The organism is Marinilactibacillus piezotolerans (assembly GCF_900114235.1).
Classification (GTDB): Bacteria; Bacillota; Bacilli; order Lactobacillales; family Carnobacteriaceae_A; genus Marinilactibacillus; species Marinilactibacillus piezotolerans.
This window is the reverse complement of record NZ_FOSJ01000012.1, coordinates 1-17,526: the sequence shown is the minus strand read 5'-3', so window position 1 is coordinate 17,526 and position 17,526 is coordinate 1. Positions and strand designations below refer to the sequence as shown.

The window sequence follows — 17,526 nt, the reverse complement described above, 5'->3', positions numbered from 1 at the left end:
TTGTAGGCACTTTATACGAGGTATTCTTTCGAGTCGCCTGAGAAGAGGAAGGCTCTCGTTTAAGAATCGGTTTGTTTCGGTGAATAGGAGGACGAGTATGTTTCCGACTTTTTCTTTGTTGAGGTGTTTGACGATTTGATGGTTTCTTCTGTTCCACCACTGATTTTCTTTTCTTTGAAGGAGTCTGTTTTTTCTTAGTAGATTGATTTGCATTCTTCTGAGTAGATTTAATCTCCTTTTGGTTTGGACGTTCTTTATTGCTCGGGGTTGGAGGAGACATGTTCTTCTGATTCTTTTTAGACATTTTTGAAGAGTTAGTCTTATCTGTAGGCGGGGTTTCTTTTGTAGGACGTTGGTGATTTGCTTTTCTAGTGGGAGATTGTTGGTTATCAGGAGTGTTCTGATTGTTCTCTGAATCCTTTTTCTGTGTCGTCGGTTTATCTGATCTACCCAGTGAGCGAGTCATTTTTCTCTGCATGCGATGCATATTTGCCATCATCAACATGCGTGGTTTTCTCATCACACGGCGACTAACACTTTGAGAGTCATTGCTTTGTAAGGCAAACATGCCCATTAAGTCACCTAGTTTGAAGTAAATACCCGCAAAAGTCACAATCTGTAAGAACGCGATCAAGAAGAAGGGATAACCGACAGACAAGGAATACAACATACTGGAAATACTAAAGGCTACAGTAATGATTAGTGTTATTCCTGCTCGTGCCAGAATCGTATTAAAAAGTTTGGTTAAGGCACGTTTGGACATATGACTAAATCCTGGAATCATACTAAGCAAGAAACTGATCGGTAAGAACATCGCATAGATGATAAAGAGGACTTGAGAGAATAACATAATCCCAGTCAGAAGAAAGACAAAGAGACTAATGCCAATATTGAATAGAGAGATAAAGAAGACCACACCTAACCGATTCGTGGTTTGGGTAATGGAAAGGTGAGGGTTGTCTCGCTCTTCAATTTCTTCAATCACAAGGACTTCTCGATCTTCTCCATTATTTGCATTCGGACTAGTGGAGAGTAAGGATTCGATTCGTTCTTCGCCAAGCTCTTCTTCATCATTGGTTCCGTATTGTAAAAGCAGCCATGGTTGTTTTACTTGAATAGAGAAGAGACTGTCTCGTATGAGGTCGACACTATCGCTGCCTTCCGTATTAGAGTTCGGAAGGATAATACGTGTGCCTAAATCCAAGCTGGCTTCACTAATGTCAGAAGAGAAGTCATTTACTCGTCCAATTAAATCAGGGGCATAGGCAATCGCTCCAGCAGAGAGCAGAAAGACCACAAGGAAGTTCATCAAGGCATTCACTGCTTTGGTGGATTCACGTTTAAGTAAACCCACATAAGCGATATAACTTCCAATCGTTAAAATGAGGATCAAAAGAAACCCCACATAAAAGCCTTCATTTTGGAATCCTTGTCTATTTACTCCTGCTAACGTCTGCATGTTTCGTCCGATGGCATTCGCCGTATCCGAAATGAAATCAAGGGAGTACGCTTCTTGCACAAGATAACCTGTCGCATTAGAAATATAGAGGTTAATTGTCCAAATGAAACTAGTAATGGCATAGAGTCCATACATGACTTGTTGGCCAATGCCATCTGTCCAGTTCCACGGCAACCAATTCCAACTGTTGTCGACATAGAAGTCTAATTGGTAGTTTTCTAACGGATAGCGGCTGTATTCATTGGCATTATCCACAGTGTTATCCACAAGCCCTGTCGCTTGAACTACGGTACCGACACTTGCGAGAAAGAGGACGATTAATAGACATCCTAAAAGGATATAGAGAAGAACTTTTCCGACTGTTTTCCATTTTTTAGCTACATGTGACTTCATGTATCATCTTCCACCTCTTTTCGCTTTGGCGGGCGAGTGTCAAAGGCATGAAGCAATTCTTCAAAGATGGGATGAAATTGAATCACACCGACACGCCCATAAATATCTTGTATTAAACACTGTCCGTTCTCTAGTTCTTGAAGCCGTTTCTGGTTGGCTTCGTCTTCTGGATCGACCCCAAAGAAGGCGAGTGTCTTTTTGATTTCATTAGAATCTGTGGAACGAAAGGCAAACTTCAATCCGATATTGTTCTTCATCTTTTCGTCTAACAAGTCATCGGTATTTTGGGTTACGAAATAGACGCCTGCATTCATGGCACGACCTGCTCGAACAAGCTTCATGGATAAAGCTTTTCCTTGTGCTACTTGCAAGAACGACCATGCTTCATCTAAATCCACAATCTTAAAGCGACTTCTGTCGGTATGGATCAAATCTAAAGCAAACGTACTGATGACAATAAGCATGGCGACAGATAAAAGTTCCATCGTCGTGTATTCTTCAAACTCCGTATCGCTATCAGGAAGCACCAAATCGGCTACTTGAATGATGTTGAGTTGTTTCTCTAAGCTAATGGATTGCTTGAGTTCTCCATCACTAAAGAGGAGTTGTGCGAAATCATAATCGGTAAAACTTTCAATGTGATCGGCGATACTGTTACTGACTGGATTGTTTTCGACTCGTAATTCTTCTATGACTTTGAGTAGTCCTCGCTGTTCACTATTGGTGACCGCTCGAATGGCTTTTCGTAAGACAGGGAATTTTTCTCCGTCACGAGAAGAGATACCAGTCAGAAAGGTGAGTATATCAATCGCCAGAGATTCGGAGTCTTTGACATTAGTCATTATCACATAGGGATCGAGTAAGCCTTTGTTTTTGTCTTCTGAGGTCAAGTTCACAATGTTAATCTCATGCGCTATTTCAGGAAGCGTGTCTTTCCACCGTCCACGTTCGCCTTTGGGATCGACAATCAAGGCTTGTGCCCCAAAGAGAACCGAATAATAGACCAATAGATTATTCGAAAACGATTTTCCTCCACCAAGGGATCCTACAAAAGCAGCGGATAGGGCATTGGTTACAGAATGTTTCACGCCTTGACTGGCAAGATCAGGTTTCAAATACACGTTTCGCCCTGTGTCTAAGGAGTACCCAATGTAAATCCCTTCTTTTTCACCAAGCATTTGGGTCGCCCCGAAGCCAAGACCAGCTAAGAAATCAGAGGTCACGTATTGCACGTAATCATTCATGTATCGTTTGCTTGCAGGGAGGAATTCTTGGTGTAGACCCAACATATCGCCAAAGGGGCGAACGAGTTTGATATTCACATCATCATAAAAATCTTTCACTTCATTGCATCGTCTTTTCAGTTCTTCTAGATCAGGAGCAGTGACTCGAATGACGTAAGAAAGCTTATACATCGATTCCTTCGTGTTGTCTAAATTGTTTTCTAACTCATTCACACTGTCTAAGGCTTCTACGACATTCGTATTGGTTTCGGTATCGTTTTGCCAGGCATGATTGTCTAAATCCTTGAGTTCTTTCTTTTTGTTTCGAACCGTGGTTAAGGCTTTTTTATTGGAGACGATGTCGATATTCATACTGGTGTCGATCGGAAAAGTGAATTGTTGTTGTTGGTAGTAGAAGATTTCGGAATTTGGAAATTCCAACTCTCCGATAATCGAATCAATGGTAAAGTATGCCGCATAAATTGTTTCGTCTTCCTGTTCAATCCGTAAGTGACGTTGTTTTTCTTCCATCAAACAGCGAGTGGGTTTGATTAAGTCGTAGCGTTTAATCAGTGTCTTACCGTCTATTTCATCTTTCGGCAAGTGATATTCATAATCGTCATAAGCCGTACCTGATTTCCCGTAGAGGTGTTCAATCAAGTAGCCAAAATCATCTTTGGTTAAGGCACGGACTTTAAATCGCCGAGTGAGTTTATTTTCCAGTAACTTTTCAACTTTCTGATACCGCAACACATCATCTTGAGGCATGGATACAAAGTCGCCCATTAGATTATGATTCACGCTTTTAAAGAACTCGGAAAAAGCATTTTTCACTTCTTCTCCAACCGTTTTAACCGACACTTCTTTTTCATTGAGCAACAACTTAAAACCAATATAAAAACGGTAGTCAACTTGATTCTCCCCGATCATCTCAATGAGTGCTTCGGTTTGTTGGTCGACTTTCTCTTCGGCTATTTTTTTCAGTCGTCCGCTAATCTCTTCTTTGGATCGTTCTTGAGCGGTGCGAATACTGGACTCTGTACTGATTTGTAAGGCATGAATTTTTCCGTCTCTGTTTTGTGCGATTAGTTGCCTGAAAGAGTCATGCACTTGGTTCTTTTGATCAGGACTTAAAAAGGAATAGTTGTAAGGAATCAATTCATAATAGGCAAAACATTCCCCGTCTGTATTCCAGACAAGGTTGTTTTCAATGTATTTAATCGGATAAGTCATTTACGGTCTCACTCCTTACAATGGTGATCGGTTCGGTATGTTTCTGTGAATCTAAAGTTACTTTCTTTCCTGCGAAGGTTCGCTTAGAACGGAAGGCATAAGCAATCACTGCTTTCAAAAAGTTAAAGGGTTTCTTTCCATCAAAGGTTTTCTGACTCATAAACCACGTGATTCCTACAGGGATGCCGAGATATTTCAGGAACGCTCCTTCAATGAAAGATAGAGGAGGAAGGTTTCCTAAGATGATCATCAAAAAGAGCGAAAGCACAAACCATGTCATCTGCGTAAACGACAGAGGGAAGGGCAGTTTTAAATCATTGATGGAATAGAGCACCTTTTCCACCGACCATATACTGGTGTAACTTCTAATTTTCTTCATGTGCAGTCCTCCAATCGTTAATACGGAATCTCAAAGATCCCTCGACCTGTGATGACAAAGTTCCCTTCAATTTCTAAGTCTCGACCATACGCTTCATAATCAATGTAGTGTTGGAGTTGAGCAGGCACTTCTCCTAATGCCCCTGTTTCTTCAATCAAGTAATGAGCGACATCGGCCATACTGTCACAGTCGGGGTAATGAATGATGTCGTCTTGTTTTTCGTGGAGTTCCTCAATACTGTCAAAGTACGTGAGAAGGGAACGGAGTTCGGATTGAATATCGGGTTCCAGTTCCAATACCATTTCACAGAGTCGGTTGATTTCTTGAATGGGTGTGTATTCATCCACATCAAAGGGCAATTGGTAATCATGTATCGCCACTTCTTCGTATTCATCATTTAAGCCAATGCGTTCTTTGACCTGTTCCATATCTATAGGGGGAGAGAACCAGTCACCGACCAGTTCTCCTTCGTTATACTTTCCTAAATTGGCGATATACACCATCATTTCTTCCATAAGGCAAAGTCCTTTCTTATTGGCCGATAATGCGGTTAAAGAGTTGAAGCAAGAGTTCCTGGACTCCTGCGGCGTTAAAGACCAGTCCAACCGCAATCAGGGCGATAATTAAAAAGCTAATCAGTTTAGAAAACTCTCGTTTAAATCCTAAATACAGTCCAATCACGACGATAGACAAGAGGACTAAGGACTGAGCATTTCCTAAGAACCAGTTGTATAAGTTGTCTCCAAAATTCATAAGAGTCATTCTCCTTTCAAAATAGAGGGGAGTGCGTTAAAGTATCATATCTTCTACAGAAGCAGCTTGTTGTTCGAGGATTTGTTTGTGTTTATCGGTGAGTTTGGCATGTTGAAGCATGTCTTTGATGTGAGAAGTCTGGTTGATTTCATCTAATTTCGTGGCAATTTTCCATGTAGGAGCGACTTGACGTTCCAGCCAACGAAGGGTGCGTTGAAAGGAATAAGGTTCAGGTTTCGTGGTGAGGGTCATGCTTTGTCGATTGTCTCCAATAAACCATGCCCATTTTCGATTTAATGGCCATTCCCCACGAGGTTTCTTGTTTATTCGGTCGACAAAACGAATGTAGCGGTTAATGATTTTAAAGGCGGTTTTCTCTGGATTTTCGTTCTGCATAAGGTCTCGTAAGGCATATAAGGCTCGGTCATTTTTCAGACGGATTTCAAAACGGTTCTTTACGGTTGCTTCGTCAAAGAGAATTCCATTCTTTTTGAATTCTTCATAATCTTTTTCGTACAGACAGAAGTAAATATCGCTTCGTAAGGAGCCAATATATAAGGTATTCCCCATCTCTTCTTTTTCTTCTCGTTTAATCAGTTCCCCACTACGGTAACTTTTAAAACTGCGAAAGACGGAGATGCATTCTTCCTTGCGGCATTTCTCTGTCAGAAAGGGAATGTCTAAGATACCAGCTTTGTCATTGATGGCTAAGTCTAAGCGTTTGATGACCGCTTTTTTGAGCAAGCAATCCATAAAGAAGTCGTACCAACTTCTCTCTTGTGCATGAAGATAGGTTTCAAATTGACGACACCCTTTTCCTTTAAGTTCAAGAAGGACACCTTTCTCTTCTTCAGGAGAGGTCATTACGACAATATCGCCGAGTGCGTAATGTTCAAGGTAGGAGTAGAATGCGTAATCCTCGTGGATAAAGTACTTCATCTTTAGATGTAACAGTCCTTCGATCACGGACTGCACATCCGTTGTAGGAAATCGAATACGGACATAATCAAAGAGCATAAACAATGGCGCATGGGGATTTAATTCATCAAGAGCAGTTACTAACTGTTCTTTGGTTTCTTCCGATGGATGAACTTTTTGGGTTTCAATATCGCTTAAATATTGCCGACTAATCCCAGCTTTTGAAGCAACCGTGCTTTGGGTCAGTCCATATTCTAAGCGTTGGTTTCTTATCTGTAAGCCAATAGTAGATTGACTCAAAGGTTCTTCCTCCAATCGTTGGAAGGCGACAAGAAACCAGTGGGCCATTGTCGTATGACTAAACACCCACTAATTTCCGCCATTCCAAGGGTTCTTCGGTTTAAGGTGTCAGATGTTTGTCGATTTGTACCCCCCTGTTAGATACGGGGGGTTAACCGGGCTGGTGTGGCTAGCGCCACCCCAGCAAGCAGACAGGGAACTTCGGCTAGGCTTACACTTCGTCCGCCGCCTGCGTTCCCTGTCTGCTTTGGGCGAGTCGGTTTATCTCCTCTAAAAAGTCATGTCCTTTGGGAACCAGTGGGGTATAGAATTCAGAGATTACACTGTTTCCCACGTCAACGTACCCTCGTCCTTTGATTTGTTTTAAGAAAAAGTCTTTTTGAATGTCTGAGCCAAACATCATGCCATAACCCATTTCACTCATGCGACCTAAAGCAACACGAAAGTTAAATTGGTCACGAATCCCGTCTCCGAGATATTTTGCGTCAGGACGTTGGCAGGCTAAGATGAGAAAGAAACCGGCTTGCCTTCCTAACATGACAATCTTTTTTAGTTTATTGAGCACTTCGGTGCTTTCCTTTTTGGATAACATTTCAAAGAAGGCCACATATTCATCAAAGATTAAAAATTGAGCAGGCAAGCCCAAATAAGCATAGTTTTCACCTGTTTGGTAGTTTTCCATTTGTTTCATGTCTTCGGAACGCTTCATCATGTTTTCGTAAAAGGAATCAATACAGGCAATCATCTCTTCTTTCTTGGAATAGACATTTGGTAGTGCGACAGCTAAATCAGCTAAGTCGGCATTCTTTGGATCGAGAACATACAGTGTGACATTGGTTTGTAGGAGGGATTCAATCAATGTAAGGATAAAATAGGTTTTCCCACCACCTGTCCCCCCAGCAATTAACATATGTGGGAGCTTATCGTATTCCCACCAAACATTTTCCATCAATTTCAGCTTTCCATTTTCAGCTCTTACGTCTTCAATAGAAATGCGATTGGCAATGGTGTCATAGAGAAGGGTGTATTCTACATAAGAGTCTTTCAGTTCTTTTTCGACTAATTCACAAAACAAGCCACTCTCTAATTTCTTCTCTAAGTGCAGCAATTGATCCTGGTACTTTCCAAGTGAAATTTCCACTCGAATATAAATCAGCCCATCTATTAACTTGTAGTACATCTTTGGAAAGTAAGTAATTTTCTCTTTAGATCGGGTTCGTCCGTCATCCAAAAGCCCATCAGATTGTACCTGTTCCGACTCGTACCACTTGTTTTCTAGCAACATACGAGCCAATTTCTGTCGGTGAATGACTTGCTTGATCGTATCAGGAAAGAAACATTTAAAGAGAACAACACTTAGGAAACAGATCAAGAGAGAAATCCATACAGAAAGAAGGAGATAGGGAATAGGAATGTCTATATCTCCTTCTTGTAGGGTCTCTGGCAAGCTGTGCCAATCTAGGTGAAGCAAGGTTCTGCCATGAAAGAGGGCAAGTGTCAGAAAAAAGAGAGGAAAGAGTCTTGAGAGAGTAAAACGTAAGACAAGGTGATTGTCTCGTGATTTGATTCGTTTTCCATGTGAGAAGAAAAGATTCATGGCAGAGTCACTCCTTTCCGATTGACACGTTTATTCTTTTTTAGGGGAAGGCTTTGGTTCTGTTTGAGCGGATTTTGCTTTTCCAGTGGTCTTTTTCAATACAATATCGTCTGCTTTTAAGAACCAATCAACCTCCGCTCCAAAGAAGGTGGCATTGGCAACGGTGTCGGCTACAGGATTGACTAGTTCCACTTCGGCGTTATAATCAAATTCTTTTAAGGGAATATCCGCAGGAATACTGACTTGAATCATGCATCCTTGTCCTTTGGATTTTAAATCATAGGTGCGTTCTTTTACTTCTTCCGATACTGTTCCGTCTTCGTTTTGAACACGGACTTCTCTTCGTAGGGCAGAAAATTTCAAGGTATCAAAGGTTTTGTCTCGGTCTAACACAATCCCATTTGCGAGTCTCATAAGGTCATCTTCCTTTCAAAATTGTTTTAGGCTTTCACTACATCATCAGCGTGCAACATATAGTTAGTAAAACCACGTTCACCAATCTTGTATCCTTCGGCAGTAATGCGAGGATTGACGAGTTTGACTTTCTCTTCAAAATTAAAGTGCTTTTCGCCTGCTTGAGCAGGGAGTTTTACCGTAATGTCATCGGCACGTTGGTTCTCAGAGAAAAGGTTATAGGTACGAGAAACAACGGTGCGTTGTCCGTTCATTCGTCGTTGTTCGACTTCTCCTTCACCAGCAAATTCCAATTGCCCGAAGGTTTTTTCCATGTTGGGTACAACAAATTTTAAATCCATAAGTTGATCGTTCCTTTCGTTAGATAATGTATTTTGTTATGAAAAACTACCTATTAATGGTGGGGGCTTATTTTGATTCAAATAATATTCACCTCCTTAGAATATAAAAAAGACGCTCATCACTGAACGTCTTGAAAATATTGGATTTGGAATTAAATGTTTCAGAAGTAATAGGCCTAATCAGAGTGCAGTATTGCACTATAATTGCACTTTTATTTTTAGTTTTATTGATTTACTTGATTTTATAGTGAACAATATTCCTTGATATTAAAGCATTTATTCTAATATGCTGTACGCTGAAAATTGAGTGGGAGTAGTTGTTGAAGAGCTGAAGCCTTGTAGATACAAGGCTTCAGCTCTTTTATTTTTTTAGGGCACTTTTTCTCTTCAGTTCATCAAGATTATTTGCTAAACACGCATCACATAAGAGAGAGCTTATGCATTAATTACATATTTTGGGCTAAATTGGTTTACAGTTTTTTCTGTTTGATTTTGAGTAAATTTTATTTATTTGATAGTGAGAATCGTTTCTTGTATGCCGGAGATGCAGAAGAAGCCAGACTTGAAGAAGTGATTAATCAGACAGAAGGAGAGTACACGCTGCTTAAAGTTCCTCACCACGGAAGACTTGCAGCGAACAGCGAGACATTTTTTGAAACAGTCAATCCTGAATATGCAGTAATCACCAGCTCGGATAAAAACACGGAAGAAGAAGAGGTTGTTTCGGCACTTGAAGAATTAGGAACAACGATCTATCTGACGAGAGAAGGGAATATACAAGTTTCTAGTGATGGAAATTCAATACAAGTTGTTCAATAAGCAAATAAAGCAGCCCTTTAAATTAGGGATGCTTTATTTATACTGTAATCATATGCTGCTCTCGCTCGGTAAACTGCTATAAAAATTTGTTATTTATGTTATGGTTGTAATAATGATTTGGAGGTGATATATATGTATGCAGTAACAATAATACCTTTTATATATTTAGCCATTTTACTGGTGATACTAGCATCAGGTTATATTATCAAGAGAAGTGTAATCAAAATAATAGAAGAAAATGACTCTTTAAAGCCTTCTCAAGTTAAAAGCAGTATTATGATAGTAAATACCATATATTATACATTAGTATTTATTATAGTGGTGACTATATTAGGACCTTTTCTGATTCGATTGTTATCATTTTAGTTTATGAAATGTCAAAATGACAAGTTTAATTCTGTACAGCAAAACTCTAACTTTAAGGTAAGGGTTCAGGAATAATGAATCAGTCCTTAGAAAGTGGACGGCAAAATATTTAATCAGTATACTAAAGATAAATCAGAAGGAGTGGATACGATGTCAAATTATGAAGTATCTAAAGTGTGGGAATGGAACGAAGAGGAGAAAAGTAAATCTGGTAATCAGCCTGTGGCAGGAAGTCGATTTGAACAAGAGCTTCCGGTAGGAGAGAAGCCGCTGCAAGTCTATTCATTAGGCACACCGAATGGAATCAAAGTGGCTATTATGCTGGAAGAATTAAAAGAAGCTGGCATTGAGAAAGCTGATTATGATCTATACTTAATCAATATTTCTGAAGGCGACCAATTTGGTAGTGATTTCGTTAAGATTAATCCAAATTCTAAAATTCCTGCTATGATGGATTGTTCAGCGGATGAACCGATTCGTGTATTCGAGTCTGTTTCGATCCTGCTGTATCTTGCTGAGAAATTCGAACAATTTTTACCAACAAAACTGGCTGAGCGAACAGAGCTGATGAACTGGTTGTTCTGGCAAACAGGTGCTGCTCCATATGTAGGTGGCGGATTTGGTCACTTTTACAACTACGCACCTACTAAACAAGAATACCCAATCGACCGTTTTACAATGGAGACAAAACGTCAGCTAGATTTGCTAGACAAACATTTAGCAGATAAACCGTATATCGGAGGCAATGAGTATACGATTGCGGATATGGCAATCTGGCCTTGGTATGGACGTCTTGTTCAAGGTGAGTTATATGGAGACGCTGCGGAATTTCTAAAAGCTAATGAATATACCCACTTATTAGAGTGGGCTGATCGAATTCAAGAAAGACCTGCAGTTAAACGCGCATTGGAAGTAGAATATAAAGATATTAAATAAAAATGCCTCATTCAAATCCTTTTTGTGAATCAGTGCAAGATACGATTCGCGAAAAGGATTTTTTATGATAATTGCTAAAAAAATTTTCAAATTCAATCTAATTAGGACAAACTTTATCAAGGAATAATTTCTACCAATTCAATGGTACATAATATTAGATAATAGACTTGTTTTATGCCACAATTTAAGTATAAATGATTACTAAATCAAATACTGTAGGAGGAAGATTATGTCTATTTTTTCATCTGATGTTTTTAAAGGGCAGCATGCGTTAGTTACAGGGGCGACCGGCGGGATTGGTCGCGAGACAGCAAAAGTACTAGCTTCTATGGGTGCAGATGTCACCATCACAGGTAGAAAAGAACAAGTACTAAACGAACTGAAAGAAGAAATCGAAAGTAAGACGCCGAATGCAAAAGTTATGCGGTATGTTGCTGACTTGACCGATACATCTGATAGAGAAAATTTAGTGCAAGCGGCAGAAGATCAGTTTGGAGCAGTCTCTTTACTGGTTAATTCAGCTGGGATGACTGGTGGAGGGATTCTAGAAGAGTTGACACAAGAAGAGCTGGAGCGCGTAATGTACTTAAACCACACCGTTCCGATTCTTTTGACTCAAAGAATTTATAAAACGATGAAAAAAGATAAAAAAGGATCCATCGTAAATGTTTCTTCTCTTTCTGGCATAAGAGGAACCTATGGCGGAACGGCGTATACGGGATCTAAATTTGCACTTAATGGATTCACCCAGTCATTTGCACTGGAAGCGATTGAACATAATGTGCGAGTCAACGGTGTCTGCCCTGGGTATGTAGATACGGAAATGGGAAGAAACGGAATCCGTTCTAAAGGTGAACGAGAAGGTCATAGTTTCGATGAACAGTTTAAAATCGAAAGCGAGAAACTACCCACTGGACGTATTACAAATGCAGAAGAAGTTGCCAACACCATTGCTTATCTATTATCTGATGCAGCTGAAAACATCATAGGAGAAAATATCATCCTATCAGGCGGATCAGTTATGCGTTAGGATATAGAGATTTTGCCCAGTTTAAAAACTTACTATTAAATTAGAATAAGTAATAATTTTTCTAACTGCTTTTAACTTTGAAAGTAGTTAGAAATATAATGATTTTGCCTACAGGGAACCATTTTTTTAAATAGTGTATAATCTAATGTATAAAAAATTTTGGAGGGATGAAAATGAAGAATATAGAAACTACGTTGTTTTATAAAGATAATTTTCCAGAAGAGTATGTCATTATTAATGAAGAAGCTGTTGCATTAATAGACTATATTAAAGGAGGTGCCACGGAATTTAAGATTGATGGCGATACCTATGAGAATAAGGATCTTAGTTCGATAAGTTTTTCAGATATCAACTATAAAGGTGAAATGCAATCTATTGCTATCCAATTCTCAAATGAATAAATACCTGCATATATCGAAGGAGAACGACAAGGAATATAGTGGTGAGGAGTTTATTACTATTCTCTATGGTTTAGATAGAACTAAATAGGGGAATGTATTTTATGAAGGTGAAAGGAAAACGATAGCTATTCAGTTTTCATAAAAACTTGAAGTGAGTTAAAATGAAGATAATATCTGAAAAGCGTAGTCGATTTATATAAAAGAATATTCAGTATAAAAGTATATTTGATTTTAGTGATGTACCTGGAAAATGCTTAATAGGTTCACGGGAGTTTCAAATACATACATAATTAAACGGATAAAAGCGGAAGATTTCGTTTGGAGGTGATAAGTATTAGTTTCAGAAAGGAGTATGAAAGTGACAGAAATAAACCAGTATCTTGGTTTTATTAAAGAAATAAAGTCCGTTACAAGAACGGATTGGACACAATCTGGTCGACAAGAAAGTACAGCTGAACATGCTTGGAGACTGGTGCTTTTTAGAAGTGCTTATTGCAAAAAATTCCTGAGTTAGATTATGAAAAATGACTGTTTTTACCCGGATTCAACAGTTTCTAGAAAGTGTGATTATATTTCAATATCTTTAAATAGTAGATACCTAAGATTTTGATACATACTAAAAATTATCTTATAACAGGAAGAGGTTACTTAGCTTGGAAGAAAAAATAGACATTCTTGTCACGTTGGATGAAAATTATTTAGACCCCTTAAAGGTAATGCTAACTTCATTACACCAAAATAATATGCAAATAGATTTTAGAATTTGGCTAATACATGAAAGAATTTCTTCAGAAAAACTACAAGCATTACAGACTTTATTAAAATTTTATGGAATGGAATTGAATGTCATTAAAGTGCCTCTGGACCTATTTGCTGACGCGCCCACAGCTGAGCGTTACCCAAAAGAAATGTATTACCGCTTGGCTTGTGGAAGTTTATTGCCTGATAATGTAAAAAGAGTTATTTATTTAGACCCTGACACTTTAATTATCAACCCGATTCAAGAACTATGGGATTTGGATCTTGAGGGAAATATACTGGCTGCTGCGACACATTCCGGATTGACCAATATTACTAAGGGGATCAACAATATTCGACTGGGAATAAATCATGGTTATTTTAATTCAGGAATTATGGTAATAGATGTAAAACAAGCAAGAAGTAAAGTTCAAATAGAAGATATTTACGATACAATTAGAAAATATAGTGATTATTTACTGCTTCCTGATCAAGATGTGATGAACTATCTTTATGGGGAATTTACAAAAGAAATTCCTGAAGAAATATGGAATTATGATACTAGACAAAGTAGTGCCTATTTTACTAGAAGTTTTGGTGCTTACAATATACATTGGGTAGCAGAAAATACGGTTATTTTACACTTCTGCGGTAAGCCTAAACCGTGGAATGAGAAAAGTAACAACCGCTTTTCTTTGCTTTACCTTCATTATCAACAATTGTTAAAGAGATATGAAGAAAATATATAGCATAATTTCTGCAAATTAAAGAGCAAACCACTAATCGTTTGCTCTTTAATATCGTTAAACGTTATCTTAATCTATATACAAAAGACCACTTAGAAATCATATCTAAGTGGTCTTAATCATTATCTCTATTACCAAACAGGAATGGAAGAATTTTGAGTTGTTTCTGCAATAATTTCTTTCACTTCGTCTGTCTGGTAAGCTTCGACGATTTTTTGATAAGTTTCGTTTTCTGTTTCATCAGGACGTGCAACGATTGCATTGATATACGGTTCAGTATCTCCTTCAGCTGATTCCAGAAAAATAGCGTCTTCTGATGGGATATACCCAGCGTCAACGGCCATTCCGACATTGATTACGGCAGCTGTCGTATCGCTCAATGAACGTGCTGTCTGATTACTGGCAATTGCCACAATGTCCAAGTTCAATGGATTACTTGTGATATCTTCAATAAGAGGGTAGTTACCTTTTTCTGGGTCGACTTCAATTAATCCTGCTGATTGAAGCAGAATCAGTGCACGACCTTCATTTGATGCATCATTTGGGATAGTAATCGTGTCGCCTTCTTGAATGTCCGTTACCTCTTCTACTTGTTCAGAGTATATTCCTAAAGGATTTAAAGTAGTATCTGCGATCGGAGTTAGATCATTTCCAGTATCTTCATTAAAGGAATCTAAAAAGATTACAGTCTGAAATGCATTTAGATCCAAATCACCTTCAGCTAATGCTGTGTTTGGTGTTTGATAATCTGAGAAAGTAACGATTTCTAAATCAATTCCTTCTTCCGCTACTACATCACGCACGTGTTCCCAAGGCTCATTGTTTTCTCCAACAACCCCTAATCGAACGGTTTCACCGTCGTTACCGCATGCTGCCAGAATAACTGTAAATACAATACTGAATAATGCTAATAATTTCTTTTTCATTTTATTTCCCCAATTCTAATTTTTTTTTGATTAATGAGATGTTCTCTTGATTAATATACGTCCGATCCACTGAGTAATAAAAACAATAACCATAATCAAGAGAGTGGAGACGATTGTAACATCCATTTGGAATCGGTTGTACCCTCTAGCGATAGCCAGATCTCCTAAACCGCCACCACCAACAACTCCAGCCATTGTGGTCAGTCCAATAAGGTTGATAATGGAAACAGCAGATACACGGACAAGAGAAGGAAGTCCTTCTTTTAAATAAACACCAAATATAATTTCAAGAGGAGATGAACCCATTGCTTGTGCAGCTTCTACAATCCCTGGATCCACTTCCAGCAAAGCATTTTCGACTTGACGAGAGTAGAATGGGATAATCCCTACAATAATAGGAACTATTGCAGCAGTCGTTCCTATTGTTGTGCCAACAACAAGCCTTGTGAAAGGTGCTATTAGGGCGAGCAGGATAATAAAAGGCACTGAACGAAAAGTGTTGATCAACCGTTCTGAGTGGGTGTAGAAAACAACATTTTCTTTTATCCCGTTTTTATTTGTAATGACTAAAATGACTCCGATTATAATTCCAATGATTCCGGCAATAAGAGCAGAAACGAGTATCATATAGATAGTTTCCCAAGTACTTTCAAGAACTCGTTCTCGAATTTCCCAAACGTTTGGTGCAATACTTTCAATAAAATCAGTTAATCCATTCATAGTTTTTCTCCTTTTTTATCAGACTTTTATTAAATGACATATTCCCGATTTATAGGAACTACTTTTGCTTTCTGGTCTACATGAATGTGTTCCAGCTGTTGCACTGCTACGTTTTGGGACTCTAAAAAACGGATCGCTTGTTGTTGCTGAGAAGGGGATCCACTTAAGACAACGATCAGATTCCCAATCGGAGTATCATGCAGAATTTCAATATTTCCGTAAAGAATATTTGTTGAAACTGCAAATTTAGAATATAGACTGGATATCAGCGGTTCGTTTGTACTTTCTCCAACAAAAGATAGCCGGGCGATGGTATCTTCTTGATCTAAGTTGAGTAAGGATGGATGTTTAGCTAGTTTTTCTAAAGCTTGATCAATATGGGTTGCTGTATTGATAAACTCTTGGGTAAGTGGATTTTTTGGATCTGTAAAGATTGAAACGACATCACCTTGTTCAACGACTGAGCCGTCTTCCATGACCGCTACTTTTTTGCAGATCTCTTTGATAACTTCCATCTCATGAGTAATAATAACAATAGTCAGGTTAAGCTTTTCATTTAAATCTTTTAATAACTCCAAAATAGAAAGAGTTGTTTTTGGATCCAAAGCACTGGTTGCTTCATCGCACAGGAGTACTTCTGGATCATTTGCCAATGATCTGGCAATCCCAACCCGTTGTTTCTGCCCACCAGAAAGTTGAGAAGGATAGACGTCATGTTTATCTGCTAATCCTACAAGGTCCAAAAGCTCTGCTACTTTTTTATTTTTTGCATCTTCAGATAATTGACTTGAACGCAAAGCGTAAAGGACGTTTCCAGCAACTGTCCGAGCGTTCATTAAGTTGAAGTGCTGGAAGATCATTCCAATTTTCTTGCGAGCCTGGCGCAGTTCTTTTGGATTTAAATTCAATAATTGTTTCTCACCTACACGAACGCTGCCGTTTGTAGGACGTTGCAGTAAGTTGATTGTTCTAACCAGCGTACTTTTTCCTGCTCCGGAATAACCGACAATTCCAAATATGTCTCCTTTATCGATCTGGATCGAGACATCTCGTACTGCGTGGATTTCTTTATTTTCGGTTTTGAATTGAACATCGATATTTTTAAGCTCTATCATGTATTGTCCTCCTAGTATTCTATATCGCTAATAAACGGAAATAAAAAAACGTCCTTTGATTAAACAGCGTATCGCTAACTGAATAGCTTGATGCTGTTTAATCAAAGGACGAATGTTGTCGTGTTACCACCTTTGTTTGTAAGATCCTCACGAATCTTACCTCACTAAGTACAAAAGATTTATACTCGTGCAAGATAACGGATGCAGCCGTGATAGCCTTATCTTAATAGACTCGGTATCCCACTATGACAACTGACTGAAAGGAATCAGCAGGGAAGAGACCATATTCAATGTCTTTGGGTAAACCTGCTTTCAGCGACTGCAAGCTCTCTGTTATTACGCTAGGACATTTACTCATCTCTATAGTGTTTGATATGATTTTATATCTTGAATTGTCAAATTAAGTGCAACGCTACACCAAAAAATACTTCATAGGGCGTTTTCCAGTTTAAACACTTCCTTGGGCGTAAGTTGAGTTTACGAACATATTGATCTACAACCTGATCAGTGACCGTATCCATCTCTTTTGTTTTCGGTAAATACTCTCTTAATAGGCCGTTAGTGTTTTCGTTCGTCCCTCGTTGCCATGGAGCATGTGGGTCAGGAAAGTAGAATGGGACGTTATTAAGAGCTTTAGTGATTTCCCAATGTCTTGAGAACTCCTTACCGCGATCTGGAGTAATTGATTTTACTTGATTAGATTCAATAGAAGAGAATAA

Annotated in this window: 18 protein-coding genes and 1 pseudogene; 6 read left to right on the top strand and 13 right to left on the bottom strand. The window is 38.7% G+C overall.

Going from position 1 to position 17,526, the window contains the following annotated elements; genetic code table 11:
• Positions 1–367: 367 nt before the first annotated feature.
• From BM212_RS04435 to BM212_RS04395, 9 genes and pseudogenes are all read right to left on the bottom strand, one after another.
• Positions 368–1,852 (bottom strand): annotated as a pseudogene (locus BM212_RS04435) (CD3337/EF1877 family mobilome membrane protein); the annotation flags it as partial.
• Entirely contained in the window at positions 1,849–4,308 is a 2,460-nt protein-coding gene (gene tcpF, locus BM212_RS04430; RefSeq protein WP_091896639.1) for a conjugal transfer ATPase TcpF, read from the bottom strand. The gene tcpF and the pseudogene BM212_RS04435, both read right to left, overlap by 4 nt.
• Complete coding sequence (locus tag BM212_RS04425; RefSeq protein WP_091896636.1) at positions 4,292–4,687, bottom strand: conjugal transfer protein; 396 nt, start codon at positions 4,685–4,687, stop codon at positions 4,292–4,294. Before BM212_RS04425 ends, tcpF begins: the two co-directional genes overlap by 17 nt.
• A gap of 17 nt (positions 4,688–4,704) precedes the next feature.
• Entirely contained in the window at positions 4,705–5,202 is a 498-nt protein-coding gene (locus BM212_RS04420) for an antirestriction protein ArdA (protein WP_091896633.1), read from the bottom strand.
• Between the two features lie 16 nt (positions 5,203–5,218).
• Positions 5,219–5,440 carry a hypothetical protein gene (locus BM212_RS04415; protein ID WP_091896629.1) on the bottom strand — a complete coding sequence of 74 codons (222 nt, stop codon included), beginning with the start codon at positions 5,438–5,440 and terminating at the stop codon, positions 5,219–5,221.
• Positions 5,441–5,476: 36 nt separating this feature from the next.
• Complete coding sequence (gene mobT, locus BM212_RS04410) at positions 5,477–6,673, bottom strand: MobT family relaxase (protein ID WP_245750932.1); 1,197 nt, start codon at positions 6,671–6,673, stop codon at positions 5,477–5,479.
• A 196-nt stretch (positions 6,674–6,869) separates the two neighbouring features.
• A complete protein-coding gene (locus BM212_RS04405; RefSeq protein WP_091896627.1) occupies positions 6,870–8,255 on the bottom strand; it encodes an FtsK/SpoIIIE domain-containing protein in 1,386 nt (461 codons plus the stop codon).
• Positions 8,256–8,285: 30 nt separating this feature from the next.
• Positions 8,286–8,669 carry a YdcP family protein gene (locus BM212_RS04400; protein WP_091896624.1) on the bottom strand — a complete coding sequence of 128 codons (384 nt, stop codon included), beginning with the start codon at positions 8,667–8,669 and terminating at the stop codon, positions 8,286–8,288.
• Between the two features lie 26 nt (positions 8,670–8,695).
• Positions 8,696–9,010 carry a YdcP family protein gene (locus tag BM212_RS04395; RefSeq protein ID WP_091896621.1) on the bottom strand — a complete coding sequence of 105 codons (315 nt, stop codon included), beginning with the start codon at positions 9,008–9,010 and terminating at the stop codon, positions 8,696–8,698.
• 486 nt (positions 9,011–9,496) lie between these two features.
• On the opposite strand from BM212_RS04395, the gene BM212_RS04390 reads away from it, so the two are divergent.
• From BM212_RS04390 to BM212_RS04360, 6 genes are all read left to right on the top strand, one after another.
• On the top strand, positions 9,497–9,829 hold the full coding sequence (locus BM212_RS04390) for a ComEC/Rec2 family competence protein (RefSeq protein WP_177206312.1): 333 nt from the start codon (positions 9,497–9,499) through the stop codon (positions 9,827–9,829).
• Positions 9,830–10,345: 516 nt separating this feature from the next.
• Entirely contained in the window at positions 10,346–11,131 is a 786-nt protein-coding gene (gene yghU, locus BM212_RS04380; protein WP_091896611.1) for a glutathione-dependent disulfide-bond oxidoreductase, read from the top strand.
• A 229-nt stretch (positions 11,132–11,360) separates the two neighbouring features.
• Positions 11,361–12,161, top strand: coding sequence for an SDR family NAD(P)-dependent oxidoreductase (locus BM212_RS04375; protein ID WP_091896608.1), 801 nt, complete (start codon positions 11,361–11,363; stop codon positions 12,159–12,161).
• A 173-nt stretch (positions 12,162–12,334) separates the two neighbouring features.
• Positions 12,335–12,562 (top strand): hypothetical protein, encoded by a 228-nt coding sequence (locus BM212_RS04370; protein ID WP_072694186.1) that lies wholly within the window; start codon positions 12,335–12,337, stop codon positions 12,560–12,562.
• 358 nt (positions 12,563–12,920) lie between these two features.
• Positions 12,921–13,076, top strand: a complete 156-nt coding sequence (locus tag BM212_RS04365) for an HD domain-containing protein (RefSeq protein WP_143744908.1) — start codon at positions 12,921–12,923, stop codon at positions 13,074–13,076.
• A 139-nt stretch (positions 13,077–13,215) separates the two neighbouring features.
• Positions 13,216–14,049, top strand: a complete 834-nt coding sequence (locus BM212_RS04360) for a glycosyltransferase family 8 protein (protein ID WP_091896605.1) — start codon at positions 13,216–13,218, stop codon at positions 14,047–14,049.
• 128 nt (positions 14,050–14,177) lie between these two features.
• Here BM212_RS04360 and BM212_RS04355 read toward each other — a convergent pair whose 3' ends face one another.
• The 4 genes from BM212_RS04355 to BM212_RS04340 form a co-directional block, all read right to left on the bottom strand.
• A complete protein-coding gene (locus BM212_RS04355; protein WP_091896602.1) occupies positions 14,178–14,972 on the bottom strand; it encodes a MetQ/NlpA family ABC transporter substrate-binding protein in 795 nt (264 codons plus the stop codon).
• A 30-nt stretch (positions 14,973–15,002) separates the two neighbouring features.
• Positions 15,003–15,692: a methionine ABC transporter permease gene (locus BM212_RS04350; RefSeq protein WP_072694189.1), complete on the bottom strand. Its 690-nt coding sequence runs from the start codon at positions 15,690–15,692 to the stop codon at positions 15,003–15,005.
• A gap of 29 nt (positions 15,693–15,721) precedes the next feature.
• Positions 15,722–16,807: a methionine ABC transporter ATP-binding protein gene (locus BM212_RS04345; RefSeq protein WP_091896599.1), complete on the bottom strand. Its 1,086-nt coding sequence runs from the start codon at positions 16,805–16,807 to the stop codon at positions 15,722–15,724.
• 395 nt (positions 16,808–17,202) lie between these two features.
• Positions 17,203–17,526: IS30 family transposase (locus BM212_RS04340; RefSeq protein WP_143744907.1), on the bottom strand; the 324-nt coding region annotated here is incomplete at its 5' end.